Annotated in this window: 29 protein-coding genes; 9 read left to right on the plus strand and 20 right to left on the minus strand. The window is 40.1% G+C overall.

The genetic code is table 11. The annotated features are described in order from the left end of the window. Nucleotides 1-6: 6 nt before the first annotated feature. The 4 genes from B3600_RS18175 to B3600_RS18190 all read right to left on the minus strand — a co-directional run bounded on the left by B3600_RS18175 (nt 7) and on the right by B3600_RS18190 (nt 2,940). Complete coding sequence (locus B3600_RS18175; RefSeq protein WP_286753885.1) at nt 7-906, minus strand: S49 family peptidase; 900 nt, start codon at nt 904-906, stop codon at nt 7-9. A gap of 278 nt (nt 907-1,184) precedes the next feature. Next, nucleotides 1,185-1,568, minus strand: coding sequence for a hypothetical protein (locus tag B3600_RS18180; RefSeq protein ID WP_286753886.1), 384 nt, complete (start codon nt 1,566-1,568; stop codon nt 1,185-1,187). Then, the gene (locus B3600_RS18185) at nt 1,565-2,101 is read right to left on the minus strand and encodes a hypothetical protein (protein WP_286753887.1); all 537 of its coding nucleotides are present in this window, start codon (nt 2,099-2,101) and stop codon (nt 1,565-1,567) included. The genes B3600_RS18180 and B3600_RS18185 overlap by 4 nt, the downstream gene beginning before the upstream one ends. Nucleotides 2,102-2,727: 626 nt before the next feature. Then, nucleotides 2,728-2,940, minus strand: coding sequence for a hypothetical protein (locus B3600_RS18190; RefSeq protein WP_286753888.1), 213 nt, complete (start codon nt 2,938-2,940; stop codon nt 2,728-2,730). 116 nt (nt 2,941-3,056) lie between these two features. On the opposite strand from B3600_RS18190, the gene B3600_RS18195 reads away from it, so the two are divergent. Then, nucleotides 3,057-3,206, plus strand: coding sequence for a hypothetical protein (locus tag B3600_RS18195; RefSeq protein WP_286753889.1), 150 nt, complete (start codon nt 3,057-3,059; stop codon nt 3,204-3,206). A gap of 49 nt (nt 3,207-3,255) precedes the next feature. On the opposite strand, the gene B3600_RS18200 is transcribed toward B3600_RS18195, so the two are convergent. From B3600_RS18200 to B3600_RS18275, 16 genes are all read right to left on the minus strand, one after another. Next, nucleotides 3,256-3,561 (minus strand): hypothetical protein, encoded by a 306-nt coding sequence (locus B3600_RS18200; RefSeq protein WP_286753890.1) that lies wholly within the window; start codon nt 3,559-3,561, stop codon nt 3,256-3,258. Between the two features lie 13 nt (nt 3,562-3,574). Then, nucleotides 3,575-4,480 carry a DNA cytosine methyltransferase gene (locus B3600_RS18205; protein WP_286753891.1) on the minus strand — a complete coding sequence of 302 codons (906 nt, stop codon included), beginning with the start codon at nt 4,478-4,480 and terminating at the stop codon, nt 3,575-3,577. Between the two features lie 9 nt (nt 4,481-4,489). Continuing rightward, a complete protein-coding gene (locus tag B3600_RS18210) occupies nt 4,490-4,888 on the minus strand; it encodes a hypothetical protein (protein ID WP_286753892.1) in 399 nt (132 codons plus the stop codon). A gap of 191 nt (nt 4,889-5,079) precedes the next feature. Then, nucleotides 5,080-6,141, minus strand: a complete 1,062-nt coding sequence (locus B3600_RS18215; RefSeq protein ID WP_286753893.1) for an RNA-directed DNA polymerase — start codon at nt 6,139-6,141, stop codon at nt 5,080-5,082. 214 nt (nt 6,142-6,355) lie between these two features. Further along, nucleotides 6,356-6,745 carry a hypothetical protein gene (locus tag B3600_RS18220; RefSeq protein ID WP_286753894.1) on the minus strand — a complete coding sequence of 130 codons (390 nt, stop codon included), beginning with the start codon at nt 6,743-6,745 and terminating at the stop codon, nt 6,356-6,358. Nucleotides 6,746-6,766: 21 nt separating this feature from the next. After that, nucleotides 6,767-7,618 carry a hypothetical protein gene (locus tag B3600_RS18225; RefSeq protein ID WP_286753895.1) on the minus strand — a complete coding sequence of 284 codons (852 nt, stop codon included), beginning with the start codon at nt 7,616-7,618 and terminating at the stop codon, nt 6,767-6,769. Continuing rightward, on the minus strand, nt 7,615-7,986 hold the full coding sequence (locus tag B3600_RS18230) for a hypothetical protein (RefSeq protein ID WP_286753896.1): 372 nt from the start codon (nt 7,984-7,986) through the stop codon (nt 7,615-7,617). Before B3600_RS18230 ends, B3600_RS18225 begins: the two co-directional genes overlap by 4 nt. A gap of 147 nt (nt 7,987-8,133) precedes the next feature. Then, nucleotides 8,134-8,658, minus strand: coding sequence for a 3'-5' exonuclease (locus B3600_RS18235; RefSeq protein WP_286753897.1), 525 nt, complete (start codon nt 8,656-8,658; stop codon nt 8,134-8,136). 69 nt (nt 8,659-8,727) lie between these two features. Then, entirely contained in the window at nt 8,728-9,015 is a 288-nt protein-coding gene (locus B3600_RS18240) for a hypothetical protein (protein ID WP_286753898.1), read from the minus strand. Beyond that, nucleotides 9,012-9,242 carry a hypothetical protein gene (locus B3600_RS18245; protein WP_286753899.1) on the minus strand — a complete coding sequence of 77 codons (231 nt, stop codon included), beginning with the start codon at nt 9,240-9,242 and terminating at the stop codon, nt 9,012-9,014. Before B3600_RS18245 ends, B3600_RS18240 begins: the two co-directional genes overlap by 4 nt. Continuing rightward, nucleotides 9,233-12,238 (minus strand): hypothetical protein, encoded by a 3,006-nt coding sequence (locus B3600_RS18250; RefSeq protein WP_286753900.1) that lies wholly within the window; start codon nt 12,236-12,238, stop codon nt 9,233-9,235. The genes B3600_RS18245 and B3600_RS18250 overlap by 10 nt, the downstream gene beginning before the upstream one ends. Next, nucleotides 12,239-12,421, minus strand: a complete 183-nt coding sequence (locus B3600_RS18255; RefSeq protein ID WP_286753901.1) for a hypothetical protein — start codon at nt 12,419-12,421, stop codon at nt 12,239-12,241. 12 nt (nt 12,422-12,433) lie between these two features. Then, nucleotides 12,434-12,868 (minus strand): hypothetical protein, encoded by a 435-nt coding sequence (locus B3600_RS18260; RefSeq protein WP_286753902.1) that lies wholly within the window; start codon nt 12,866-12,868, stop codon nt 12,434-12,436. Nucleotides 12,869-12,870: 2 nt separating this feature from the next. Next, nucleotides 12,871-13,209 carry a DUF4406 domain-containing protein gene (locus B3600_RS18265; RefSeq protein ID WP_286753903.1) on the minus strand — a complete coding sequence of 113 codons (339 nt, stop codon included), beginning with the start codon at nt 13,207-13,209 and terminating at the stop codon, nt 12,871-12,873. 89 nt (nt 13,210-13,298) lie between these two features. Then, entirely contained in the window at nt 13,299-13,754 is a 456-nt protein-coding gene (locus B3600_RS18270) for a hypothetical protein (protein WP_286753904.1), read from the minus strand. A 10-nt stretch (nt 13,755-13,764) separates the two neighbouring features. Next, nucleotides 13,765-14,019 carry a hypothetical protein gene (locus B3600_RS18275; RefSeq protein ID WP_286753905.1) on the minus strand — a complete coding sequence of 85 codons (255 nt, stop codon included), beginning with the start codon at nt 14,017-14,019 and terminating at the stop codon, nt 13,765-13,767. A gap of 196 nt (nt 14,020-14,215) precedes the next feature. Here B3600_RS18275 and B3600_RS18280 point away from each other — a divergent pair, with 196 nt between their 5' ends. From B3600_RS18280 to prpB, 8 genes are all read left to right on the plus strand, one after another. Next, the gene (locus B3600_RS18280; protein WP_286753906.1) at nt 14,216-14,593 is read left to right on the plus strand and encodes a helix-turn-helix domain-containing protein; all 378 of its coding nucleotides are present in this window, start codon (nt 14,216-14,218) and stop codon (nt 14,591-14,593) included. Between the two features lie 10 nt (nt 14,594-14,603). Continuing rightward, nucleotides 14,604-15,149 carry a DUF4468 domain-containing protein gene (locus tag B3600_RS18285; RefSeq protein ID WP_286753907.1) on the plus strand — a complete coding sequence of 182 codons (546 nt, stop codon included), beginning with the start codon at nt 14,604-14,606 and terminating at the stop codon, nt 15,147-15,149. 736 nt (nt 15,150-15,885) lie between these two features. After that, nucleotides 15,886-17,199: a PDZ domain-containing protein gene (locus B3600_RS18290; RefSeq protein WP_286753908.1), complete on the plus strand. Its 1,314-nt coding sequence runs from the start codon at nt 15,886-15,888 to the stop codon at nt 17,197-17,199. Nucleotides 17,200-17,727: 528 nt separating this feature from the next. Beyond that, nucleotides 17,728-19,119 carry an RtcB family protein gene (locus B3600_RS18295; protein WP_286753909.1) on the plus strand — a complete coding sequence of 464 codons (1,392 nt, stop codon included), beginning with the start codon at nt 17,728-17,730 and terminating at the stop codon, nt 19,117-19,119. A gap of 5 nt (nt 19,120-19,124) precedes the next feature. Further along, entirely contained in the window at nt 19,125-19,748 is a 624-nt protein-coding gene (prfH, locus tag B3600_RS18300) for a peptide chain release factor H (protein ID WP_286753910.1), read from the plus strand. 272 nt (nt 19,749-20,020) lie between these two features. Next, the gene (locus tag B3600_RS18305) at nt 20,021-23,254 is read left to right on the plus strand and encodes a SusC/RagA family TonB-linked outer membrane protein (protein WP_070565349.1); all 3,234 of its coding nucleotides are present in this window, start codon (nt 20,021-20,023) and stop codon (nt 23,252-23,254) included. Between the two features lie 45 nt (nt 23,255-23,299). Then, a complete protein-coding gene (locus tag B3600_RS18310; RefSeq protein ID WP_070565667.1) occupies nt 23,300-24,811 on the plus strand; it encodes a SusD/RagB family nutrient-binding outer membrane lipoprotein in 1,512 nt (503 codons plus the stop codon). Nucleotides 24,812-25,246: 435 nt separating this feature from the next. Then, nucleotides 25,247-26,122, plus strand: a complete 876-nt coding sequence (gene prpB / locus B3600_RS18315) for a methylisocitrate lyase (protein ID WP_286753911.1) — start codon at nt 25,247-25,249, stop codon at nt 26,120-26,122. Nucleotides 26,123-26,132 lie beyond the last annotated feature (10 nt).

The raw sequence follows: 26,132 nt of genomic DNA on the forward strand, positions 1-26,132 counted from the left end.
AAAAAATTATTTGTGATTGGTCCAGAATTGGACATTGACGTAGTCGATAGCTGCCTTAAGTCCGCCCAGCTGATCAGCCAGACCAAGGGCAATAGATTTCTCTGCATCGAATGTTGCGCCGGAGAGTACGCCCTGCGTTTCATATTTAAGGTTAGGTCGACCGGCTTTTACAGCAGCATGGAATTTATCTGCAAGAGGATTGAGCATCTCCTTGCGGATCAGATCATATTCTCCCTTTAAAAATTCCTGGAAAGGTTTGTTTTTATCTGGCGACTGATCTGCATATACCTCATGATATTTAGCACCTTCTTTCTCGTAATAGGGAATAGGATCCAAATAAGAGATCATGACGCCAATAGATCCTGTACCCGATACGGTATCATTGTCTAAGAAAATACGATCAGTGGCTGCAGCTGTCCAGTACCCGGCAGAATAGGCTGAATCAATAGTGGACACAATAGGTTTATTGAGCGATTTCGTATAGTTGATCGCATCTAATAGCGGGGGAACAGCATTGCAGGCACCGCCTCCAGTATCGATATCCAGGACGATACCAGATACATTTTCTTTGGCAGCAAAGTGTCGAATGTAATGGGCGATCTCATCCATGCCGTATGTGCACATGGTGCCATACTTTAGCATTACACCTTTGACTGGCAACACCACAACACGTTTCTGCTCCGTATCAACTTCAGCTGTCACCTCGTCATCGGACCCGGCAGAGAAAGCACGGATATCAATTTCTTTAAGTTCCTGGATCTGATTGGAGAAAACGCCATTGTTAGCTATGATACCTTTGGCCTGTGACAACAGACCTTGTGCCTCTGTAGGCGATATCATGAAATGGCCTTTGAGTATGGTGGATAATAAATGGAATTGCCAATTGCCCGCTAGTTTCCTTTGCATAATTCTTATGATTTGATGCAAAGGTGTCGAAGCAGGCTAGGCTAGGAAAGGACGTTTTGAGGGGTGTTATCTACTCTGTTGGAAAGAGTTTTTTTAATGAATTCCAAGTTTTTCTTTGCTCTATTTGTTGAAGAGACAGAACTATGTCATTTGGTATTATTTCTCCTGTATGCTTATGTTTATAGAGCATTCGATAACTGTAAAGTCCATATCGCTCACGAATTATCACGAAGTTAGATAGATGGTAATAAGCTACCATATTTCTAGAATAACCTTTTCTATACCGTCTTTTTTTCATTTAGTGGTGGTGTTACTGAATTATGCGATATGTTTATCGTGCTAAGGAATAGCGTATTATTGTCACTAATATCAACTGGAATATCAGGCGATCCGACAATTATGTTAGTGCCATGACAAAAGTTTATTCTGATGATGATAAGATCAGGCAGGATGACTTGTTCTTTTAACCGCGCACTGATTGTTGTCGTATGCAGTCTTCCTGATTTATCGGTTTTACCAGAGCTCGTATATTCTCCGGAAGTTACATGCATAGGCAAGTCTGACCAGCCGTTCAAGGGCTGTACTGTAATGTTGTTGTCTATAGGTATCCAGCGCACGATCTGATCAGCTGGAGCGTATTGTATGGATTCGATCAATTTCATAGGGCGTCTTGATATTCGTTTATAACTTTTTTGATTGCTGCATTTTGGATCCGCACGCGTTTGGCTAGCCGTTCGTACAATTGTTTGATCTGTTTTTCTTCTGATCTGTACTGCCTTTTCTTCAGCTGCTCCGGATCTCCGATCTTTGAAACCAGCTTTCTGGACAGTATGTAGGTTTGTATAACATCCTTTTGCTTCATCTTTAAGGCCATTCCATTATAGTAAAATTGGATCCAGTCGTTTTCAAATGTTGCCGTGATGTAATCTTCGATCTTTTGCTGGTCGTCAATAGAGATATAGCAGAATCGTTGGAATAACCCTGGCATGGCCGATGTTTTAGGCAGTTTAAAAATGACTGATTTTTCCGGATCAAATTTCTGCTCAATAGGGAAGTCTGAATACTTGACCATTGAGCAAATAAACTTTCCAACCTTAGTGTCTCTGAAAATACTGAACGCATCATTTTCATAAGCAAAAAGGTAATGTAAGTAGTCGCGCAGGATATCTTTTTTGATATGGCAAAAAACATTCATAAATACTTCGAAATTGGTACAATCAAAGATACTTATTTTTCCGCTTGGATCGGAATTTAATGTATTGGTTTTTAGTATAATTATAGCGTTTTATTTAAACAGATTATTCCGATTTTTTATAGCAGATTTAATACATATTTTTCCTCTTAGATCGGAATTGTATGTGATAAAATATTACCAAATAAAAATCGGATCATGTTGACAACTTTGCAACGGGTACCTGAAAAATCGCATAGTTTTCTGTAATTCTGTAAACCTGTAATTTTAATCTGATATACAGTAAGTTATGTTGAAACATTTAGCCATATTTATGGTTACAATTTTTTTTTGAATTTGTAATCTTTAAAATAGAGCTGTGGTGATTACATTTTTTTGTAATATCTCCTTTTTATGTTACATTTTTTTGTAATCACTTAATTTTCTGTAGATCACTCCTTTATCTTATTGTTTTTTATTTGTTTACAGAATTACAAAAATTTTAAGGTTAAAAGAGTTAAAGGGTAAAAGGGAAAAGCCGGAGCGGCAGCGGGATATAAAAAGGTGCAGCCGGCCTTTGGGGCCAGCTGCTATTTTGCGCTGCTACGCGAGCGCTGGAAATTCAACCAATGAAAGGCGGGGAGTGGAGGTTAAAGGCGGCCGAGAAGAGTGCTAATTATTGTCAGCATCTCAGCTGTCGAAAGTGTGGATCTCTCGACGCGTCCATGAGTCATGGAAAGGAATATCTGCTCGACCTTGTCACGTATAGCCATGTGCTTATCGTTGGAATGATTGAGCAACTCAATAATGGATTCCTTTGGCAAATAATTCATCTCATCTTTTAAAATGTTAGTTTCTTCCATAGCATAAATCTTTTGTTTTGTAATAATACTAAAAATATTAGTATTATACCAAATGAAAATATAGTTTTGTGATTATGAAGATAAATAAAGAGCCGCCAGTTGAGTATGTAGATCACATGAGACGATCAGCTTTACTAGCTTCTCAGGAAGTCGGTATTGAGGCTGGTGTTAGGATTCTCACTGAAGGTTTAAAGCAATGGCCCAAGGAACTAGAGGATTCCATCAGATGGGTTGTTCTGGAACGGAAGAGGTTAAAGGAAGTTTAAAAAAGTAACGCCTAGATCTATAGTAGGCGTTACTTTTTTAATTTTATTGTTAATCATCCTGGCTATCTCTGTTAAGATCTGGCAAAATTCCCAGATACCAATGTGTCCCATCAGGATATGTGGCGACAGTCATATATGTATATCGTTCTTTGTTTTCTCCATCATCAAACGAACCTGCTGCCTCGCCTTGTTGATCGATGTAATACCCATCCGAAATGTGACCTACATAGTTTGATGCTACATAACCATGTGAAATATGATGGCAAAGATCTTCATCGATTTCTACAGGTTTAGCCCCTAGATATTCCTCTAGCTCTAATTCCTCAATTTTTTCAAATTCTTTTAGTGTTTTCATAATTATCTTTTTTTTAATTAAAATATCTCAATAGTTCTTTTCCAGCCCATTCGCCCATATGTACAGGTACTGCATTGCCAAAATGCACATAGTTCTTTTTGATATCAGATCCATCCTTGTTTTTTGGGAAAATGAATTCGTCCGGGAAACCTTGGAGCCTTGCCCATTCTCGTACAGTGAACGGTCGTATGCCGTGTTTTGAGTACTTATCGACTACAAGCCTCGTTCCTTGGTCTTTGGCGTAATGAGCAACACAAGTAGGGGCATATGCATTCGGGATGTTCGGATCTACGATAATGGGTTTATCTCTGTATTTGCCCTGAATCCTCGCAAATACATTATTTGGAATATCGATCAAAGGATCCTTTTCGATTAGAGATGCTAACGCTATTTGCTTGGTACCTTTTGGGGGTCTAGGATCAAAGTTTCTTTTTGTTCCAAATATTATTACTCTGTCACGTCTTTGCGGTAACCATGATCTTGTATCAACGGGACAAAATACATGTACATAATATCCAGGTAATTTTGTCATCGCTTCCATAACCACTTTGAATTTTAACATACCGGGGACATTCTCCAATAAGAATGCTTCAGGCTGTCCCAATACGAAATGTCTAAATGCATGTAGATATAGGTCTTCACCAGTTCGAGTTCCGTGAATATCTCCAATAGTGGAATACTTCTGACACGGATAAGTTGCCGCCATAATATCTGCCTGCTCCTGATCAAGAACTGTGGCCTGAGTTATATCCTGATGAATAATATTATGATCGCCGAATAGATGACGATTCATTTCCATTATTCTGACAGCTCCTCTATCTAGTTCCAATGAAGTTTGAAGTTTCAGTCCTGCTCTTACAAGTCCTAAGTCTAATCCTCCAATACTTGAAAAATATGAATTTACTGTTGGTATATACATTTCAATATTTTATAATTCCTGAATTTTAACACTACTGTTTAGATGTTTGCGAACTTCCAGGTAACTAAGCCCGGTCATGTTTGACAAAAGTCCGATGAGTTTATTGCGCTGGGTTTTTCCGAGTTTAAAAACCGGTACTTTATCTATACCTCGCTGCAAGTTTTTAATACAGATCTGTTGGTTGGCTACCAACTGAGATTTCTCAGATAATTCCTTTTCCAAATTTCTAATTTCATATTGAAGGTTAATTTGATCCTCGCACCATGTGCCAAACTCCATTTCCATGGCGATCGAAAATAGGTCTATTGCATGTTTAAAACCCTTGTTATAATCATCTGTGAAATTTGATTTGGAATGAAAGAATGTGATTCGTCCTAGAATCAGCTTCAATTTTTGCTTTATGTTCATGTTTGGAGTTGTTTTAACTAAATAAATGCATGTCATTTTCTTCAATGATTGTGGTGTGAAAAGGGAATCCCTCCTTTGGGACTTGTAGAATCTGTTCTTTTAGTCTCTTTGATCCGGAGAATATAACCCTCTTTTGACCGTCCACTTCGATCTGTACTGCGATACGTTCGCCTTCATAGTAAATTGATGGGTCAAGTTTGAACGCATGTACGATTATTGGTCGATTTAAAATCTTGGTAACTTTTATTTTCTCCCCGATGAAGCTTTCCACATTTACGGTTATATTGAAGTCGCTGAATTTTTTCATTTAAAATTTTTCGTTCTAGATTCCGGCAATTGGCATGCTTTGTCCAGCCGAGGTAACTTGCGATGCTGGATCGGGGCTTTCCCGATTTGACCGCTTTAACGAAATTCTTCTTTATGGTTTTACGGATCAGGATATACTTTGAAAAATGTACGTAACCTAGAAAATCTATGCCGCGGGAATCTATAGGAAATACTTGGTAGTTGCCCTTGACCTTAAGCTTCAAATTCGTCTCAAGATATTCCGAGATATCTGCACGCAATTGATGCAGTGCTTGCTTGTCTGGGGCCAATATCACAATGTCGTCAGCATATCTAAAATAATAGCGTACGCCTTTAACTTCTTTTAGCCAGTGATCAAGCCCTGTCAGATAAAAATTAGCCAGATACTGGCTTAAATAGTTCCCTATGGGTAGGCCGTCAGCGCTATCTATAATCTCATCCAGCAGCCACAGCAGATCCTCGTCTTTGAATTTCCGCCTAAGCTTTGATTTGAGGATATCGTGGTCAACGCTTGGATAAAACTTGGTAATATCAAGCTTTAGGCAGTATTTGCTGTACGTAGTATCTTTTAATGCTTTAGTTAATCTTCTGGATGCCTTATGCAATCCCATTCCTTTGATGCAGCTATATGAGTCCGTCGTGAATGACCGAACGAATATTGGTTCCAAAATATTCATGATCGCATGGTGAGCAATCCTGTCCGGAAAATAGGGGAGTCGGTACACTTCTCTTTCCTTTGGCTCATAAACTTTAAACACCTGATATCTGGATGTTCGATAGGTCTTATCCATCAGCATCCGTTGAAGCTTTAGAAGATTCATTTGCTGATCAGCCCGGTGCATGATCACTCCATAAGTTTTCGTTTTACCATTACCGGCGAGTTGGTCTGCCAATTCCAGATTAAAAATGCTGTAAATTTGCTCGTATAAATTGTTTATTCTCTTCATGCCTCTGTTTTAGTTGGTCATCTTCACCTATGTCGGTTACCAATGACCGTTTAAACCTTTGTTTTTTGCCATGATGGCAGGGTGCCCATCTCAATATCTTTCCTTACAGTTTCGGGAGCTGACATTCGAATTCGAGTTATCGTAGTTGTAGTCGTTAAACGAGAACCTGGAGGCCGAACCGACTCAGCAGCTAAGATGGGCCACCTTATTTTCTTTAGTCGATCACGTAGATGTCTCTGTATAAATCATAGTGTGTCTTAGCGACATACTCCAGCGCTTTTCTCGTTGGGAATACGAGGCGGGAGCCGACAGTCGAACCCGAGCGATCGCAGCTGTAGTCGAGAAACGAGAACCCGGAGGCCGAACCGACCGATTCACCATTTGAAGACATTTTCCACCAGGCGAAAAACTTTTCTTGCGTCCAGTCATTCCAGTCTATTTTTTTTCCTTCTTTTTTCCATGCAGCTGCACTGATCACCGACAGTTTAAACAATGCTACAGGAGCCTTTTGCATTGACTCAGGTAGGTGCGATACGATTGGAAGTTGTGCCGGATCTAGTCCGATCGTTTTGGCTGCTGCCTCGAATGTTGCTAAATGTTTCATGCTATTTTTTATTTTTAAGATTTAACCATTAATGTGTTGATCGTACAATCCGATGAACTGTTTACCTGCGTATTCTGCTATCTCTCTTGATTTGTAAGCGAGGCGGGAGCCGACACTCGAATCCGAGTGACCGTAGCCGCAGTCGCGAAACGAGAACCCGGAGGCCGAACCGACCGAATTGAAATAAGGGAAGTATTTGTATTCATCTTCATCCTTGTAATCCATATGCTCACCACCATTAAGAGCCCGTACCACAACTTTCAATTGCTCGTAAGCATTTGTATCTGGAGTAAGATTCTTTATTCCATCAAGGAAGATAACAAGGTCAATACCTAAAGCTGCGCAAGCATCATCAATCGTTTTGATGTCTTTGTAAGAGTTGAATATTTTAGGTTCAACGCTAGAAGATGTTTGATTTTCAATGGCCAGATCATTTGCGTTAAGATATCTGTCATAGATATCAGCAAACTGTTTACCCAGATATTCTGCTTTTTCTGCACTCTCAACACAGAGGCGGGAGCCGACACACGAACGCGAGTGACCGTAGCCGCAGTCGTCAAACGAGAACCCGGAGGCCGAACGTTTCGAATAAAATAATGGAAAGTACCATTTGTCTCCCTGGTTATGACCCAAAATGTTACCCTGACGAACAGCTAATACAATAACCTCAAGTTCTTTACCTGCCTTTTGTGCATCATCATCAAACTGTGTGCGATGATTGAATTGATCGATAGTTTCGCCGACGTAATCCAATGCGTCCTGCAATGTTTTGATGTTGGTGAAATGAGACGTTTGCTTTTTAGCGTGTGCTAATTGATCAGGTGTTAGTTCGATAACAGCTGATTTTCCGTTAAATTGAATTGTTGCTTTCATTTTTTCTTTATTGTTTTTTGTTGAGTGAGAAAAATATTATTGTCTTCATCGATGCGGAATTTTGATCCACAGCAGCTGCATTTAACTTTGGCAAATAGTTCCTCGAGTTCTATGGCGTAGTATCCATTTTCTAGGTTGGGACTATTTGTGAGCTCTATTGTAGATCCGCATTTGAAGCAGGGGAATTCGATGTGTATCGATGCCTTTATTTCTACGTCGTACAATTGCACGCCATTGTCAATCGACTCCTGGAGGAACTTGTTCCGCTTGATTACCAGTTCGCAATCTTTGGGATCATTCAGATCTATCGGGTTTCCCCTGCCATTTAATTGATATGGAGGAAGCCTCCTTTCTATTTTCTTGTTCATTTTTGTGGTTTAGAAATTTTGAAATGATATTACTAGCTGTCGCCTGCGAAATATTATACCGCTGGCCTAACTGATAAAGAGTAAGTCCTTCTGACAGCCAGTCCTGGTAAACTTTCTTTTTCTCTCTATCAGTTAGCCATGTCATGGTTATTTTGAATTGATTACTTGATACACATGACATACCTTAGTGATCTGATCAGCCACATCTTCTCTAGATATATGTGTAGTGTTATCATCAGTCGGGTCGATCAAGTTTACTGTTGACCATAGGTAAGTCCGGACATCGCGCTCGTTTGAATAGTGCCAATAAGCTTCCTGCTCCAACTCATCGTAGGCGTGCTTAAGAACCGAGAGATCAAAAGCCGGAGATTTGGCCCATACATGCCTATCTGTGTAGCAATACTTATCGAAATATCTTCTCAGTTCGATAAGGGCTTCCCATAAGGGCATGTTGCCCCCGAACGCTTCCTCTTTGGCTTCCTCGGATTGGTTGCCCCACCATAGCATTGTATCAACAGATATTGTCCGCCCTTCGTGGATCTGCCTTTCATAGTTAAGTGTTGCATAGAAGGTGTCTGGACTTACTTCGCCAGTCTCAATATTGAATGCTTGAGCAGCGATGCTGGCAATTGCTGTTGAATTTTTGGTGTCCAATGTTTCCAAGTCTATCATGATGTCCGTAAAGCGGCCGTCTAGCAGTCTTTCCGGGAAGTTGTTTTCTAAATTGTTCATGTTAATTTTTTAAGTGCCATATGGCAGGTAATCAATATTTCTAGTTCTGTACAGTTCTTCAAGTTCATCGACCGATATCGTCTTCATTTCTTCGGATCCGTCCTGGACGAATCCAGCCGCTGTCTGAGGTTCATTGCTTGAGTTGAAGAGGATCAAACCCTCGTCGATACAGATCTCATTGCACTGTCCCTCAATTGCATTTCCGAATACGATCTTTCGGATGGTGAACTTTTTATTGTTGTAGTCAACGAACCGGCAACCTAATGGCCACCGGATCGACCTTTTGCCCAGTGTCATGGTTCCTTGATTTCTCTGACCGATACCGACCTGACACGAACATCTGTCTTGAATACTTCCAGTGGCCAGTTATTAGCCTTGATCAGCCGGGGTATATCCTGCTTTAATTGATCTAGACTATTCATAGATCTGAATTCAATCCCGCCCATATATGGACGTGGTTCATATATTCCCTGAAGGGATGCAGCCAGCTGCTGCAACGGTGTTAGTTCTTTGTTTACTCCCATGGTAATTTTTTCTTTTCGTCGGGTTGAGGCACTTCAATGCTCTCTGCTGACGGGTCATATATTCTGTTATTAATTGTTGACATGTCGGATCTCAGATAGATCATGGTCTGGGTTTTTTTTCTCCCGGTATTGATCCACCGCCTTTCGCGCGTGTCGTATCTGAACTCATTGATATTTTTGGTTAACCGGCCATCTTTATTTTGCTCTGATTTTGGATTGAATTCGTAGCCCTTAAGCCGTGCAAACTGTTTCATCTTTATTCCAAAACCGTGTGCTTTCAAAGTTTTGACTCCTGACTCTGAGATGTAATCCTCAAGGGCATATTGAAGTGGCATGAAACAATCCATACGTCCTGACTCTTCCGAGAAAAATACTTCAGCCCAGCCGAGGAAATTCAATCCAAGTAAGTTGACCATCGTCCGGTCAGTAATATTTGCCATAGGAGCTTTTATAGCTTCATGCGGCCAGGATAAATAGAGTTGGCAGCATTGGGCCATAAAGTTCATGGACAGGTTCCATTCCTCTTCGGTATAGTCAACCTTGAACATCTGTTTGCCAAAATCATCAATAGGCTGTCGGGTTTCGTTGAAAGTCTTTTTTTCCGCATCAAAATGGTAGTAGTTAGAGAAGCCAGCAAAAAACACCCGTGCCTTTGCTGATGCGCTGTCATCATCTAGAGCAAAATTTGTCGTAATACTTAGTTTTGGTGCAAGATCAAAAGGTATGGTTACCCGCTTGGTTCCTTTAGGATTCATTTTAAGGTCACCGGTAGTCAACGAGAAAGTACGTTTGATTGGAAAATCTTTCGTCGCATCATCGACTAGGATCATATCTGTATCGATTGTCACTTCCTCGAACACGTGATTATCCTTAAATAGATTTTCGTCCTTACCGTCCAATATCAATAGGTTCTTTACCGTACCAAGTGCTTTGACGAAAAGTGATTTTCCAGATCTACCATTTGAGTCATCATTTTCATGATTGGGAGTATCATCCATTGGATATGGAACCCATGCTCTCGAATCATTTTTGAACCGGTGCATCATGTATCCAAATAGATAGATCTTGTTGCAGAGGTGGTGAATCTGATCCTGACGTTCTTCAGGAGTGAGGTTCGGCCCAAACACGGTGAACTTATTTTCCTGCTTGTATTTTTCCTTTTCTTCTTCGCTAAGACCTTCAAGGTTCGTCTCCAATTCTTTGCGCCAGTGTACGCGTGACCCCTGCATCAGGAAGCGGAAAAACATGTCCCTGTCGTCTAATACCTGCAAGTCATATAGTCCATCCTCTGTCAAACTTATGTTGAACATAGGAGGTAGCAACTTGACTTTACGTGGAAGTATCCGGTGTTCCCACACCATCTTATCGACCTTATCATTGGCAAATTCCTCTATGCCTTTGGCGCTGATCTTCCAGCTGATATTTTGGAAGAACATATATTGAGATAGGTGATCATAATCCTTGAAGTCCGGCTCCAGCAAAGGCAGAGAATCAAAAGACGATGACGATATGATCTGTGGACGGTGGATAATATTGATCAGATCCTCAGGCATGAAACGCGATCGCAGGAAATTCAGTAGGTAACTTTTTATATCTATGATATTAACCTTTCGAACTTGATTGCCCTCGACCTGGACAAATTCCATAGCCTCCATTTGGTTCTTAAGCCTTCCGAATCCAACTTTGATCAGGAAGTTAAGCACACGCTCCATGGATATTTTGTATTCATAAAGCTTCCTGCCATACCGGATCTTCTCCTTGCCATTACGGTCAAGCGCCAGATGATAATCCCAGAAACGGTACATGCGTGCGATCTTTACAAGATTGCGGAAGTCAGTTGCGCGATAGTATTTTAGATAATCACGGACATCTTTACATGGGCGGCCGTATTGATCACGGTGTTTCTTCAGGTATTCCGGAAGTTCAACGGTACGGATATCCAAAAACAGGTCAGAAGTAGGAGTAAGGCAAAGTCTATGGTTTTGCATTTGACCAGTTGCATCAAGATCCGGACAGGTCATCACAGAATCAGCCATAACGAACAGATTGAAAAGCTGATCTTTCGATAGTTTAAAATGCTCAGATGATGGGTAGACAACATGATATCCAATTGCTTTTAGGTTCAACGCATCGGATCCACCGGTACAGAAAAATATTTCAGGTAGTTTGACAACCTTTCCTTTTTCCTTGTTTTCGTCCTCATCTTCTCCGTGCTCGTCAATGTATTCCTGATAAGCTTTTTTCACCTGCTTTAAACCATGCAGAAATTGTGCATCGAAATCGCCATGATAGAAGAACCTTCTGCTTTTGTCTTTGGACTTTGGCTGGTAAATTTTCGAAAAAGTCTTTCCCTCAGCAGGCTGTTCCTCAATCCTGAAAATAGGATAGAATTCAGAAGCTGTAAAAGTAATCGCCTTACGTTTTTTGATAATTGTATAGCTTTCCAGACCATGCCAATGCTGTTCAAGCATAATCTTTCTCAGATGGGCTAAGACTTTCTCTTTACGCTCGCCTTTGTCAGATACATCACGATACTGATTCTCGATATATGCAATCGTTTTATCGCTGAAAATTATCTGTAAATGATTTTCGGGTATTTCCTCGATCGGGTTAAAGATCCATGTTCCATCAGCCTGATCAGGCTCTGCATCTTTGGTGCTGACCTGAGCTTCATACATCGACTTTATTTCCTCTGAAGAACCAATACCATGTCGTTCCGCAATAATCCGTATAGCCTCACCATACTCCACCTTCTCTTTGTCCTGGACAAGAGCAATACCGTTCATCCATCTACCACCGTCACCAAAATCTGCAACGACATAATTGCCATCGCTCATTTTCTTGATCGACGAGGAAGGTGTTTCTTCTTCGTGCAATTTGAATTTCTTCTTAGTCCGCAGGCATTCGTCGATCTCCGGAACATAATGCCGGATGATATCGAGTCCGCCTTCGGTTTTTTGGAAGATATCCTCTTTGGTGATTTTGTAGTTCTTCATTTAGTCTTGGTCTTCGGATTGTATCTGATCTTTACGGTATAGTATTAGGCATAGTAATGCGAGTATAAGGCCGCACCCTGCGATGAACATGATCAAAATGATGTTGCTCATATATGATATCTGCGCCTGCTGCGCATCGATCTGCTGTTGCTGCATTTCGATCACTGTTGATAGATTATTCATAGTAATAGGTTATTAAAAGTGAGTGTTAATTATTCGTGGTTTATTGAGATCTGTCTGAATACTTGCACAGCTTTTTAAGATCAGGTCAAAATCAAAATCAACAACAACTCTTTTGAAATTGCTATCTCTGGCAACTTGTATATTGATAAATTGTGGTTTTGATTCTAATTCTTCCTTAATAGTTTCAGTGACACAGCCTACTACCTGATCAGTAATTATTTTAGGCATAATGCCAATGCCTTTAGACAACTCAGCATGAGATATAAGGGTAAGAGATTTCCTGCTGATCTCAGAGTAAGGAACCATTAATCGACCTTGGATATTTCTCTTATAATCCTTACAGGTTGAATGAACTTGTTTTCTCTGATGACCTTTACGGATTATCCTAATAATGGTAATTAAGGCGACATTAAGAGCCAGTGACGCGATGATAAGTAGTGTGGCCATGTCTACAGTTCGTTTGAATATTTCAACTTCAGATCATCAATTGACTCGAAAATGCCGAGCTTAAAAAGGACTGCTGCATCGCGTTCAACATGAGCGCCATTGGAGTAAGCCCAACCATCCAGAAGCAGGATATCGGTACACTCTGTCAATACCTGAAAGCCTCTTTTATAGAATTTTGGATCGGATGGATCCGTCGATTTAATCCCGATACAAAAATCATGGGGATTGCGAGCGTCAAAACCTAAAGCGTTGAGCTCTTCTTGTGCAGCATAAAATGCTTGTCTATTTAAATCAGGTTGACCACTTACTGGCCCTGCGATATATACGATTGGTTTTTCCATTGTTTTAATTTTTTTTAGTCAATAGTTCAGAACCCTCCCGGCTAAATGGGAGGAATAGAGGCGAAAAGAACGAGGTACTTTAGCCTGCCTTACCTTGACACGGGTTTCCTATGAAATGGCGTTTGATAATACTGGCTTGATGCTTCCGCACACCAGCGAATAATTGGATAAATGGTTCCTATAAAATATTCATAACAGGTCGATTGCTTTGACGGCTGAAGGAAAAACAACGTGTTTTGCTTGTCAGTCACCGCTTTTACAAACTTTTGCAATCGGCATTCGTGATTAGCCTTCAGCATTGATCTGATTATCTGTATGGCCATCATTTCTTTTTGACCATAGCATTTCCTAAATGCGAAAGCTTTCTCCCGTTGGTTGACAAATTTTGTCAACTTGTCCTGCATGTATTTCAAAGTTTGAATCTGCAGAACAGTTTGGACTGATAATGCGGGTACATTTGTCAATCTTTTTGATGGCATCCTTAAGTGGGCTGGATACTGTACGACCAGGATCTGATCCTTTTCGTAGTAGATATGAGACAACATCGCAAAAAAATTAATTATTTTTTGGGTTGAATTCTAATCCAAGGTTCTCCTTAAGAACAGATCGTATCTCTGCTATAATAATTGGGTTATACTCCCGCTTAAGTTTTGAAACCTCTTTGGTTATCAGTAATTTATTGTATTTGTGTCCTTGTTTTTTAAGACGCTCAAATACCACTGATTTGATACTGGCATTGCAGTTCTTGTACAGAAAGAGCACTTCTTCGGGCTCTAAACTGATTTTGGATTGTGTCGGTTTGTTTGACATTGATAATTATTATTTTATCTTTGTCATACATTTTTAGTTATACATAAAATGTATGACAAATAATGTTGAAAAAATATAGCGGGAACGAGAGCTGCAATTCAGGTTCTCGCTATGTGTTATTTATTATGTTATACAACAAATGTACTACAATGGTTTACGGTTAGCAAGCATTGTAATACATTTTATTCTAATAAAAATGCAACACCCTATAAGTGAGCGAATTAATTTTTTAATAAATCATTACCATAAAGGCAATGTAGCTTCATTCGCAGATAAAATTGGTATTTCAAGGCAAGCAGTGAATAGGCTTTTCCACCCAGACTTAAGAACAAATAGATACCCTTCGCCTTCTGTTGACGTCCTTATAACTATTCTTAATGTATTCATAGATATTGATGCCAACTGGCTTATGAAAGGAGAGGGTGAGCCTTTTAAATCCAATTCAAATAGAATAGATATTAAAGCCAATTCAATTGATAAAGATTGGAAATCGATGTACTTCGAAATTCTTGATGAAAAGGATATATTAACTAAAAAATATATGACGCTACTAGAAAAAGTGGCAAAACCTTAAATTTTGTATTATGAAAAGAATAGTTTTAATAGCCTTTATGTTAATTGGAAGTAGGCTGTTCGCCCAAGAATGGAAAGTTGTAGAGTGGGATGGTAAGCTGCAGTCTGAAATTAGGTCTAGTCTTAAAGTTTGGGTAGCTGATTATTTTAGGAGCGCAAAAGATGTTTTACAATTAGATGAACCGGATCGAATCATTGTAAAAGGCAAAGCTGATCTTAACGAAAAATCAGTATCAGGCGACCTGTCTATACCTGTTAATTATGTAATGGACTTTACAATAGATTTTCAATTAAAAGATTCAAAATATAGATACTTGATTAAAGATATTTTTTTGTCTGATAAACTAGGTAAATATACTTTACAGTCATTATCAGCGGAAAATGACAATAACCGTAAGTTGGCGTTAAAATATAAGGGGAACACTAGAAAAGGAATTGAAGCAGGGATTGCTGCAATTGAGAGGATAATCGTACAAAGTCAATCGTTCTCTGAGAAATTAAAGTCAGACATTGATGCGATCCCCTTAAAAACAAAATCAGAAACTGAAAATTGGTAATTGTCTAAAAATTTGTAGACAATTCGTAGACAAACACTGTAACTGTCTATATATCAAGATCAATAGTATTTCGGCTCCGGGTACTGAAAGCCTCTTTACGATACGTAAAGAGGCTTTTTTTATACACCTATGTTTTTCTGACCTGATGATTTCGACAATACCCCGATAATAACTTATCAAGATAGACAATATAACGGATATATCCTAATACCAACGTATACCTAATACCAGTTTTTAAGCAGTTTTTAGACAGTGATTAGTCATTACTTATTCAGTTGTCACTGAGCAAGCACTGAACGAGCACTGAACAAGCACTGAATAAGCAGTGTCTAAAGAGCTAATCTGATCGCTCTTTGATCCGAATTTGCTACAATAGCTATAGCTTGTTCTTTGGTGTTTCTTCGCTTATTATAGGGACTTTCATTAGACCTTCCTGGGTATTCGTTCGCTATTTCTCTGGTGTTTCCTTGGTGTTTCCTTGGTGTTTCTCTGGTATTTCTTTGGTCTTTCTTTGGTGTTTCTCTGGTCTTTCTTTGGTGTTTTAACGATAAAATGCCAATAAAAGAGCAATAAAAGAGCAAAGAAACGGTAACGTAGGTGTAATCCTCAACCAGACTTGTAGATAAGAAAGATAAATTGCCTACCGTTGAATTGGCAGTAAGACGGGCTTTTTTTTATAAACTTTCTTTAATCTGAATTTTCTTGTTTAAATTGGAAATACCAAATATAAACTTGGATGAAAACAGTTTTTTTATCGTTGGCACTGTTGTGTTTTTTCATGACGCAGGGACAAGTGGGGTTTGTCTTGAACGGGAAAAAGAATGTCAAAATTCCTTTTCTTTTTGTTCATAACCTAGTCATTATACCTGTGCAAGTAAACGGGTATATGATGAACTTCCTGTTGGATACAGGTGTTAAAGAAACCATGATATTTGGGGAAACATTAAAGTCAATTGATAGCGCTGTTTTTGTTAATAAGTTTCAGGGCTTGGGTCGGGAAGAGGGTTTGGATGGCTATTTATCCATCAGCAATCACGTGAATATTGCAGGCGTATATGAAGATTCGGATCAACCGATCTATATTCTTCAAAACGCTCATATTGATATTTCTACCCGGATCGGCGTGGAAGTGAATGGAATTATGGGTAGTCGTTTTTTTGAAAACCAAATGATCGAAATGGATTTTCAAAAACATCGCATCACCTTATATCCTAGAGCGAACAAGCCTAAGGGGCTTGAGAAGATGCAGCGTTTGCCCTTGGATATTTTAAACAGTCGCCCCTATACTTCGGTTGCTTTTAAACAGGGCGATGTGGCTATTGATGGTCGTGTATTGATCGACATGGGAAATAGCGATGCCTTAATGCTTATTCCTTCCAAGCTAAATAATTTTGATATTAAGCCTCCATTTATTGATGACTACATAGGGCAAGGATTTAACGGTGAGATTTATGGAAAAAGAAATCGAATCCGATCGCTCGAACTTGGGCCGTTTACAATGGATTATCCCCTCGTAGCCTATCCCGAATTGAGTTCGTTACAGCATGCAACATTTGTGAGCGAAAGGGTAGGTTCCATTGGAAATGAGTTGTTACGCCGATTTAAGGTCGTATTCGATTACCCCAACAAATCCATATACCTTCATAAGAATAAAGATTTTGATCGCTTTTATTATTTGAATATGAGTGGCTTAGAAATTATCCACGATGGCATTAAATACGAAAAAGAAGAAATACCCGTGGTTCTGCAAAAAGATGGCGGTACAGAGGTAAGAATGGGCAACAGTGTGCAGTATCGCTTTGTACTACGGAATATGTACAAAATTGCGACGGTTCGTGATGGTTCGCCTGCGGCAATCGCAGGACTAATGCCGGGAGATAAGGTTATAAGGATCAATGGTAGCCCTGCATCTTCATTTTCCCTGGAGTCGATTCACAATCTTTTTAAATCAGAAGAGGGAAAGGAAATGCGTTTCCGCGTAACCAGAGGCGGGAATACACGCGACTTTAAATTTGTGCTAAAGGATCCACTTCCATTTAACCCGAATTAAATTTTTGCAAATATGAAAAGTTTAAATAAAACTTATTTATCTTTGCTGTCAAGAATAGTATTTTAACAATTAAACACGAAGAGATATGTTGGTCGCCAAGATTATAACACCGCAAGCTTTTGAGGCAAATGGATTTGCTGAAAGCAATCTTCGTGCTTTTTGTCATAGTTAAGACATTCTTCAAAATTGGAGCACATCGTGTTTGTTCAATCCGCTGGAATGAATAATCGGATCGCTTCACTTCTTTTGGAAAACCAATTAATACAGATGAAAAAGCCGAAGTTCATTCGGGCTTTTTATTTTTCCTGATTTTCGTTTCTATTCATACAACTTAGACACTTTAGGGGCATATGGCTTTCTGAAAAGCTGTTTATAATCCGCTCTTTCGCACGAATCAACTGTGCATAATGAAGAGCATTTGTTTAATAGATTCGTTATCTCTAAAAGAATATTCCCGAAATTTTTTCAAAAATGCTGCCGATTTCTACGATGGAATTGGTGGCTAATTATGTATGTTTTTTACAAAAAATGGGAAGTAAATTATCTGGAAAAGACTTAATAAAAATAGGTTTTCCACAAAATAATATAGTTAACACAGCTTTGGGACTGATCACAAGGTATCGAAAGAAAGAAAATAAAGAAACCATTCTTCTTGAACTTGCTGAGCTTTTAGAAGCTCCAGAGCGATTTATGGAGCATAAAATATGGGGAAAGCTTTCTGAAGGACTGGTGCAGCCCATAGAAATACGTGTCCGGGAGCTGAGCGCGCATGGAGCTCCATTTAACATATTTGGTGCAAATGAAATTGATGAGCAGGCGAAAAGACAATTGTACGATGCATTGCAATTGCCTATTTCAAGGCAAGGTGCATTGATGCCAGATGCACATACAGGTTATGGGCTTCCCGTCGGTGGGGTGCTGGCTACAGAAAATGCCGTTATACCCTATGGTGTCGGGGTGGATATCGGTTGCCGGATGAGCCTGTCGATATTCGATTTACCTGGCAGTTATTTTAAAGGACGAGAATTTCAACTGAGAAATATATTGAAGGAAAATACCAAATTTGGTTTAACCGACACGCATCGTGAGAAGTCTGATCACATCATTTTCAGTAGGGCGGAATTTCAGGAAATCCCGCTGTTAAAATCCCTGTTGGGGAAAGCTTATAGGCAATTCGGGACTTCTGGCAGCGGAAATCATTTTGTCGAAATGGGCATTGTTGAGCTTCATACCGTGCGGAACGAATGGGGGATGGATCCAGGGCAGTATTTGGGGATTTTATCCCATAGTGGTTCTCGCGGCCTGGGAGCACATATCGCTAAACATTATACGAGTCTGGCTGCCCAACTGTGTCCATTACCTCGTCATGTGCAGCATTTGGCCTGGTTGGATTTATCAACCCAAGAAGGACAAGAATATTGGATGGCAATGAATTTGGCAGGGGACTATGCCCAGGCCTGTCATGCGGATATCCACCGACGTTTGGCTAAAGCACTTGGATGTAACCCCGTGGTAACGATCGAAAATCATCATAATTTCGCATGGAAGGAATTCGTGAATGGTGAGGAATATATCGTTCATCGGAAGGGAGCAACTCCTGCTGGAAAGGGTGTGTTGGGGGTGATTCCCGGCTCGATGACAGCACCGGGGTTCATTGTGGAAGGGAGGGGAAACCCCTTAAGTTTACAGTCGGCATCCCATGGAGCGGGGCGGGTCATGTCGAGATCTGCCTGCAAAAATAATTTAACAAAAAGCGCCATGTTGAAAGATCTGGAAGCATGTGGTGTGGAGTTGATTGGGGGCGCATTGGATGAGTCGCCACGTGCTTATAAAGATATTCATCGGGTGATGAAATTGCAAGAGGAGCTAGTCAATGTTCTCGGAACGTTTAGTCCGAAGATTGTACGCATGGACAAATAAAGGCAATGAAAGAAAGGTATCTACAGGTTTCTTCGGGACGAGGTCCTAAGGAATGTAATATGGCTGTCGGGTTAGTATTCGATAGACTCGCTGTTGAAAGCCGTAAAGTTGGTGTAGAAGTCACGGAAATAGAAAGAGAAGACGTTGATGGACTTCCTTGTTCGTTAATCGTCAGATTGAGCGGAAGAGATATGGAACAATTGATTGATCATTGGATTGGCACAATCTGTTGGGTGTGTAAAAGCCCCTTTCGTCCTTTACACAAACGGAAGAATTGGTTTGTCGACGTTAAAATGTACGATCCTGGGGAAAAGGAAAAGCTGTTGGATTTGAAGGATGTATATTTCCAAACAATGCGGAGTAGCGGCGCAGGTGGGCAGCATGTCAATAAAGTAAGTTCTGGCGTCAGAGCTACGCATGCACCGACAGGGGTAAGTGTTCAGGTGATGGACACGAGATCGCAATTGCAGAATAAGGAGATCGCAATGCTGCGCTTGGCTGCACGTCTTCGGGATTTAGGGCAGGCCAAGTTAAATGCGGCCAAAGCACAAAAATGGAAAGATCAAATTGAGGTGTCACGGGGACAGGCAAAACGCGTCTTTCATGGACAAAAATTTATTGAAAAGTAAGTTATTTTTACTGTTTTACTGAAGCGAAAACCCTTGCTAGTATTTTGGCAAGGGTTTGTTTTTTAGCGTTAATTTTTTTTATTTGAAAAATGCTTGCGGTTTATTTGTTGAAAGTCAATGATCGGGATTTAGCTGTGTTAGACTTGTAATATTTTAACATTTGATGTTAAAATATGGGTAATATTGGTCAATATCATAGCGTGCTCTGTTTTAACATTTGCATAATTTAGATTTTATAAAAGCATTTTAAACTAACTAACAGAGACTAGCTTATGAACAAAAGAAGTATTGCAATACTAGCATCCAATATACTAGTATGTTCTGCGCTTTATGCCCAAACAGCACTTAAAGGTAAAGTGTTGGATCAGGATGGCAAACCAATACCAGGGGTATCGGTAACCATTCGAGGCGGTGCCGGCACGCAGACAGGAATTGATGGTGGATTTTCATTAACATATACAGGTGGAGGAGTTTTAAATGTCACTGCAGTTGGTTATAAATCCAAGCAGTTTCAACTGAATAATCAAACGAATTTAAGCATTACATTAGAATCTTCAGCGGAGAATTTAGACGAAGTGGTGGTTACCGCATTAGGTATCACAAGAGAGAAGAAATCGTTGGGTTATGCCATGCAGGAGGTTAAAGCCAAGGAATTGACAGATGCCGGACAACATAGTCTAACAGGAGCATTGGCGGGTAAAGTTGCAGGTGTCCAAATAAACCAATTTGGTGGAGCGATCGGATCTTCAGCGCGTATTTCGATCCGCGGAAACACGTCGTTACAGGCAAACCAGCAACCGCTTATCGTAGTGGATGGTATTCCTATTACAAATAACTCTCAGCGTTCTGGAGATAATACCTATACTGGGGTGGATTACGGTTCGGGTCTAAACGACATTAATCCAGATGATATTGAAAGCATCAACGTACTGAAAGGTGGGGCAGCAGCACTATACGGTATGCGTGCTGGTACAGGCGTTATTATGATTACCACAAAATCTGGAAAACGGGCCGAAAACGGAGTCCAGATTTCATACGATGGTAATTTTTCCATCGACAGAGCCGCCAATTTACCGAAGTACCAAAATTTATATGGTCAAGGATCACGGGGGGATGAATACAGTTTTAAGAAATTTGGTGGAAATCTATCTTATCAGGATTATGTAACGCAGAATTCATTCAGTTACGTTGATGGCACAGGAAACATTGGTGTTAATGATAATATCGATGAATCTTGGGGGCCTCGCATGGACATTGGTTTGTTGATACCACAGTTTAACAGTCCGGTTGTGAATGGTGTACGCCAGGCAACAGCATGGAATTCACATAAAAACAATGTTAGAGAGTTCTTCCAGACAGGTTTTTCCCAAAACCATAATGTTTCATTGCTTTCCAAATCAGATCGATCTTCTACACGTGCATCTATTTCCTTTAGGGATCAAAAGGGAACAGTACCTAATACAGATCAGAAAAAATATACTGCCCAGCTGAACAATGAATATAAGGTTAGCGATAAAGTGTCTTATGACATTATGAGTAACTTTACGCGTACAGAAAGTAACAACTTGGTCACGCAGGGATATGATGCAGCAAATCCAATGAACGGCCTGATCTGGTTTGGTCGCCAGGTGGATATGCAAGACTTGAAAAATAATTGGGATCAAAAAGATGCGCAAGGGAAATATACCTATTACAATTGGAATTCCGCTTATCATATGAATCCTTTTTATACGATGCATGAATCCCGTAATGCGATGAAGATGAACCGTGTTTTCGGTAAGACATCCTTATATTATCAGCCTTTTGATTTTTTGAAATTTGAGGGACGTGTAGGATTGGATTACTATAACACACATATGTTTGAGACGACTTATTTTAACTTTGATAACCAAGATGGTAAGTTCAATGACATAAAAAATAGCAATTCCGATTTTAATGCAGATTTTATCGCGAATTTCAATAAACAATTTGGGGATTTGAGTTTGACAGGTATTTTGGGTGCTAACTACCGCGATTATCAATATGAAACAAGTACACTAGGGGCCAAAGGATTAAATGTATTAGGCGTTTATACGATTGCGAATAAAATAGGAGATGCCTACACGTTTATGGATCATTCGAAAGGCCGATCCAATTCGGTTTACGCTCAGGCAAATTTGGGCTGGAAAGATCAATTATATTTGGATCTGACAGCGCGGAATGACTGGTCATCGACACTACGCAAATCCTTTTTCTATCCTTCGGCAAGTTTAAGCTGGATTCCGACAGCTTCATTTGAAGGTCTGAAAAGTGATTATTTGAATTTTTGGAAAATGCGATTTAATTTGGTGAAAGTAGGTAACGCTACACAACCTTATCAAAATGGAAACTATTATTATGCACAAACAGATGCTTATAATAACCTAGCGCAAATGTACAAGAGTATGGTCTATGCGATCGAAGGCCTGGAACCTGAAGCTATCACTTCTTATGAAATCGGTACTGAGCTTGGATTATTCAAAGACCGTCTTCATTTAGACCTTACCTATTATCAAAAAATAAATAAAAAACAATTGCTTCCAGTGACGACCTCCAATGTGGTTGGGTTTAGTAGTATCTTCTTAAATGCGGGAGAAATTCGAAGCAAGGGTATTGAAGTTCAATTACGCGGTGATATCCTGAAACGTGAAGACGGATTGAATTGGACAACAACTGTCAACTTCTCAAAAGATAATAACAAGGTTGTAGAACTTTATCCTGAATTGGGCTTGAAAGATTACAGACAGGGTTGGACTTGGGGCATCTCCAATATGGCTTCTGTGGGGCGCCCTTGGGGAAGCTTGGTTGGCCCCGGATACGATCGTGTAAAAGATGGACCGATGAAGGGTGCTATTAAAGTGGGTTCTAACGGTCTGGTTTCTACACCACTTGATGGTCAAGTGATTGGTAATGCTGTGCCGGACTTCTTGGCTTCGATGCGTAATGACTTCACCTTTAAAGATTTTAGATTTGGCTTTATGCTCGATTTTCGTAAGGGGGGAGATATTTGGTCACAAACGATGTCCCATGGTTATGCGACGGGTATAGCTGAAATCACTGCTGCGGATGGCATTCGTGAAAGGGCAATTGTAGCAGGTCGGGACGTGATGAAGAATGAACGATTTGCAATGTCGGACGGAAAAGGAGGCTGGGTTGCAAATACCATAGAAACGTCAGCGCAGGACTGGTACGAAAATGGCGGGATTGCCGAAATGTATGTTTTTGATGGTTCTTTCCTGAAATTAAGAGAGGCCTATATTTCGTATAATTTACCAAAACATTTATATAGTAAAATAAAAGGGATTAAGCGGGCTAATATTTCTGTAACGGGTACCAACTTAGCCTTGCTTTGGGTGCATAAATCAAATACGATGCGGTTAGATCCCGAAGCGGGAGGTGTATCTAGCGATTCTAGAGGTGTAGGATTTGAGCAAGCGACAGTTCCAAACTCAAGAAGTATAGGTCTTAAACTTGGTTTTACATTTTAATTAATACATAAAGTTTAAGATATAGAACCCCAAAAAATTATGATTATGAATACTTTCATTAAAAAATTTAAATATACGCCTTTGTTAGCCGTTCTTTTGGTGACAGGTTGTACCAAAAATTTTGAGAAAATTAATACCGATCCGGATGCTTTAAATGACGTTCCACCACAAAATATGTTGGTCAACGTGATGCGAAATGCCGGAGACCAGTTTGGCGGTGACGTTGATGGTTATGGTACATTTGCTGGATATATTGTTAAAATTCAATATCCGGATAACCTGAGTGGATTGATTCCGACAAATAATACCTATGGCAATCGTTGGGCTGCTTGCTACTATAATATCACCCAAATGAAAGACCTGCTTAAAAAGACAGAAGCCAATGCTGAAGGGTATAAAAATACAAGGGCTATAGCAAGAATTTGGAATAACTACATGTGGTCTTATTTATTGGACGGCTGGGGTGATATTCCATATTCAGAGGCATTTAAAGGACGGCCAGAAGATGGTTCGGTATTGAAAGCCAAATATGATAAACAGGAGGATGTTTTTCCCGCAGTTTTAGCGGATCTCAAATCAATTGCTGATGAATTGGCGGCTGGTATTGGAACGGATGATGTTGGTAACTATGACGTCATCTATGGAGAGGCTAATAGTGGTAGTCCGGATGTAAAAACACAAATGTTAAGGTGGCAGAAGTTTTGTAATTCGCTACGCTTGCGGATGGCAATACGCATTTCTTCCGTTGCTCCGGCATTAGCTAAATCTACAATTGAGGAAATTGCTGGAAATAAGACAAAATATCCATTAATTGAGACCAATGCGGAAAGTTGTCAAATGTTTTTCCCTGGAAATCTGCCTTATATGGAACCTTGGTATGAGTCTGGCATTTACGGTAAACGCATCAACAATTGGGGAATGTTTGATATTTTTATCAATCATTTAACGGAAACGAACGACCCTCGGATTGAGTCCATTGCGCAGAAAAATAATGCCGGTAAATATGTTGGGTTTGTTAATGGTTCGTTGACTAATCCTTCCCCTTCAACATCAATTTCATGGATTGGACTCCATTATATCAATAACCCTGCTGGGGCAGTACCTTTTTATAAAGCCTGTGAAACTTATTATATGTTGGCTGAAGCCGCATTATTAGGTTATAATGTTGGAATTACAGCTAAAGCAGCCTATGAAACAGCAGTTAGGCTATCTATGGAAGATAACGAAGTTGCTGAACCAGCTGTGAATGCTTATTTAGCCGGAGCGGGAAAATTTGATGGGTCGAAGGATCGTATCTATTGGGATATGTGGGTCGCTTTATTTAAAGAAAATTTTGAAGCCTGGAGTTTGTATAGAAGGACGGGAATTCCTAGCACCAATTATCCTTCAAAAATTCAAAATTCAGCAACTCCACATACAGACCAACCATTTCGCCTGCCTTATCCGAATAATGAATACCTATATAATACGGATAACGTTACAGCAGCTGCGCAAGGGACTGTGGATTATAACTGGGGAAAACGCTTATGGTGGGCTAAAAATAACGGTAAAAACTAGTTTAAAATGCTTTATTGAGCGGGTATCGAAAGATCCCGCTTTTTTTTTGCTCGTTTTAATGACAATTTTACCCCTTCGGTGCAAGACGTCCTGCCAACCTTTCTGATAAAGCCTCAACATCAAAAGTTGAGGCTTTTTAATTGCTACTGTATCCTCCCTTAGAAAAAATAGTGCACGGTTGATAAGGCCATTTAGCAGACTGCGGGAAAGCTTTAGCCGCTGAAATAATTTATTTATAATTAATAGGGACTATTACCGTATTTTCTTCTGTCATTGACCTTTAATGTAGAAAATAATTTGTTTTATTGCGGTGATAATTAGTATCTTTAAGAGGAAGGGCCTCAAAAGAATTCCTTCAGACTAAGTAAACTTAAGTAGTCGCTGTAACCTGCATCTAAAGGAGGTTATAGGGCATGGAATTTCAAATTCGATATTATGATAAAATCCCCGGGCTTCCTTTTTAAGGAAGCGATCAAGAATGAAAAACCATTACAAATTGTTGGAGCGATCAATGCGAATCATGCTCTTTTGGCTGAACAGGCCGGTTTTAAAGCTATTTATCTTTCTGGAGGTGGTGTTGCAGCAGGTTCTCTTGGGATTCCGGATCTTGGGATTACAACACTTCAGGATGTTTTGATTGATGTGGATCGCATTACAAATGTGTGTAAGCTTCCTTTGCTGGTGGATATTGATACTGGCTTCGGTCCTTCGGCATTCAATGTGGCACGTACAATAAAGTCTTTAATTAAAGTGGACGCGGCGGCAGTACACATGGAGGATCAGGTGGGAGCTAAGCGTTGTGGGCACCGGCCTGGGAAAGAGCTCGTCTCTCGATCTGAAATGGTTGACCGTCTGAAAGCGGCGGTGGATGCACGCACGGATGAGCATTTTGCCATTGGTGCACGTACAGATGCACTGGCTTCCGAAGGCCTTGAGCTTGCTTTGGAAAGGGCAGTGGCTTATAAAGAAGCCGGAGCGGATTTTATTTTTGCCGAGGCGGTGCATCATTTGGAGCAATACGTTCAATTTAGTGCGGCAACAGGCCTTCCGATTTTGGCGAATATCACCGAATTTGGACAAACACCGTTGTTTGGCCTGGATGAACTTCGTCACGCGGATGTTTCTATTGTCCTTTATCCGCTATCTGCCTTCCGTGCAGCTAATAAAGCCGCTACAACTGTTTATCGTCATATTCGGGAAGATGGGGGGCAGCTGAATGTGATCGACGATATGCAGACGAGAGAGGAGTTATACAGAAGTATCGATTATTATGCTTATGAAAATCGATTGGATCAATTGTTTAACAAATAATTATATTCAG

The organism is Sphingobacterium sp. UBA2480 (assembly GCF_002341965.1).
Classification (GTDB): domain Bacteria; phylum Bacteroidota; class Bacteroidia; order Sphingobacteriales; family Sphingobacteriaceae; genus Sphingobacterium; species Sphingobacterium multivorum.

Coding starts and splice junctions, on each gene's coding strand:
- B3600_RS18305 (WP_070565349.1), top strand. CDS start 20,021: ATGAACAAAAGAAGTATTGCAATACTAGCATCCAATATACTAGTATGT.
- B3600_RS18265 (WP_286753903.1), bottom strand. CDS start 13,209: ATGGAAAAACCAATCGTATATATCGCAGGGCCAGTAAGTGGTCAACCT.
- B3600_RS18295 (WP_286753909.1), top strand. CDS start 17,728: ATGGGAAGTAAATTATCTGGAAAAGACTTAATAAAAATAGGTTTTCCA.
- B3600_RS18290 (WP_286753908.1), top strand. CDS start 15,886: ATGAAAACAGTTTTTTTATCGTTGGCACTGTTGTGTTTTTTCATGACG.
- B3600_RS18285 (WP_286753907.1), top strand. CDS start 14,604: ATGAAAAGAATAGTTTTAATAGCCTTTATGTTAATTGGAAGTAGGCTG.
- B3600_RS18270 (WP_286753904.1), bottom strand. CDS start 13,754: ATGTTGTCTCATATCTACTACGAAAAGGATCAGATCCTGGTCGTACAG.
- B3600_RS18190 (WP_286753888.1), bottom strand. CDS start 2,940: ATGGAAGAAACTAACATTTTAAAAGATGAGATGAATTATTTGCCAAAG.
- B3600_RS18260 (WP_286753902.1), bottom strand. CDS start 12,868: ATGGCCACACTACTTATCATCGCGTCACTGGCTCTTAATGTCGCCTTA.
- B3600_RS18205 (WP_286753891.1), bottom strand. CDS start 4,480: ATGTATATACCAACAGTAAATTCATATTTTTCAAGTATTGGAGGATTA.
- B3600_RS18245 (WP_286753899.1), bottom strand. CDS start 9,242: ATGGGAGTAAACAAAGAACTAACACCGTTGCAGCAGCTGGCTGCATCC.
- prpB (WP_286753911.1), top strand. CDS start 25,247: ATGATAAAATCCCCGGGCTTCCTTTTTAAGGAAGCGATCAAGAATGAA.
- B3600_RS18230 (WP_286753896.1), bottom strand. CDS start 7,986: ATGAACAAGAAAATAGAAAGGAGGCTTCCTCCATATCAATTAAATGGC.
- B3600_RS18200 (WP_286753890.1), bottom strand. CDS start 3,561: ATGAAAACACTAAAAGAATTTGAAAAAATTGAGGAATTAGAGCTAGAG.
- B3600_RS18175 (WP_286753885.1), bottom strand. CDS start 906: ATGCAAAGGAAACTAGCGGGCAATTGGCAATTCCATTTATTATCCACC.
- B3600_RS18275 (WP_286753905.1), bottom strand. CDS start 14,019: ATGTCAAACAAACCGACACAATCCAAAATCAGTTTAGAGCCCGAAGAA.
- B3600_RS18225 (WP_286753895.1), bottom strand. CDS start 7,618: ATGAAAGCAACAATTCAATTTAACGGAAAATCAGCTGTTATCGAACTA.
- B3600_RS18255 (WP_286753901.1), bottom strand. CDS start 12,421: ATGAATAATCTATCAACAGTGATCGAAATGCAGCAACAGCAGATCGAT.
- B3600_RS18180 (WP_286753886.1), bottom strand. CDS start 1,568: ATGAAATTGATCGAATCCATACAATACGCTCCAGCTGATCAGATCGTG.
- B3600_RS18185 (WP_286753887.1), bottom strand. CDS start 2,101: ATGAATGTTTTTTGCCATATCAAAAAAGATATCCTGCGCGACTACTTA.
- B3600_RS18195 (WP_286753889.1), top strand. CDS start 3,057: ATGAGACGATCAGCTTTACTAGCTTCTCAGGAAGTCGGTATTGAGGCT.
- B3600_RS18280 (WP_286753906.1), top strand. CDS start 14,216: ATGCAACACCCTATAAGTGAGCGAATTAATTTTTTAATAAATCATTAC.
- prfH (WP_286753910.1), top strand. CDS start 19,125: ATGAAAGAAAGGTATCTACAGGTTTCTTCGGGACGAGGTCCTAAGGAA.
- B3600_RS18250 (WP_286753900.1), bottom strand. CDS start 12,238: ATGAAGAACTACAAAATCACCAAAGAGGATATCTTCCAAAAAACCGAA.
- B3600_RS18220 (WP_286753894.1), bottom strand. CDS start 6,745: ATGAAACATTTAGCAACATTCGAGGCAGCAGCCAAAACGATCGGACTA.
- B3600_RS18310 (WP_070565667.1), top strand. CDS start 23,300: ATGAATACTTTCATTAAAAAATTTAAATATACGCCTTTGTTAGCCGTT.
- B3600_RS18240 (WP_286753898.1), bottom strand. CDS start 9,015: ATGACACTGGGCAAAAGGTCGATCCGGTGGCCATTAGGTTGCCGGTTC.
- B3600_RS18215 (WP_286753893.1), bottom strand. CDS start 6,141: ATGAAGAGAATAAACAATTTATACGAGCAAATTTACAGCATTTTTAAT.
- B3600_RS18210 (WP_286753892.1), bottom strand. CDS start 4,888: ATGAACATAAAGCAAAAATTGAAGCTGATTCTAGGACGAATCACATTC.
- B3600_RS18235 (WP_286753897.1), bottom strand. CDS start 8,658: ATGATAGACTTGGAAACATTGGACACCAAAAATTCAACAGCAATTGCC.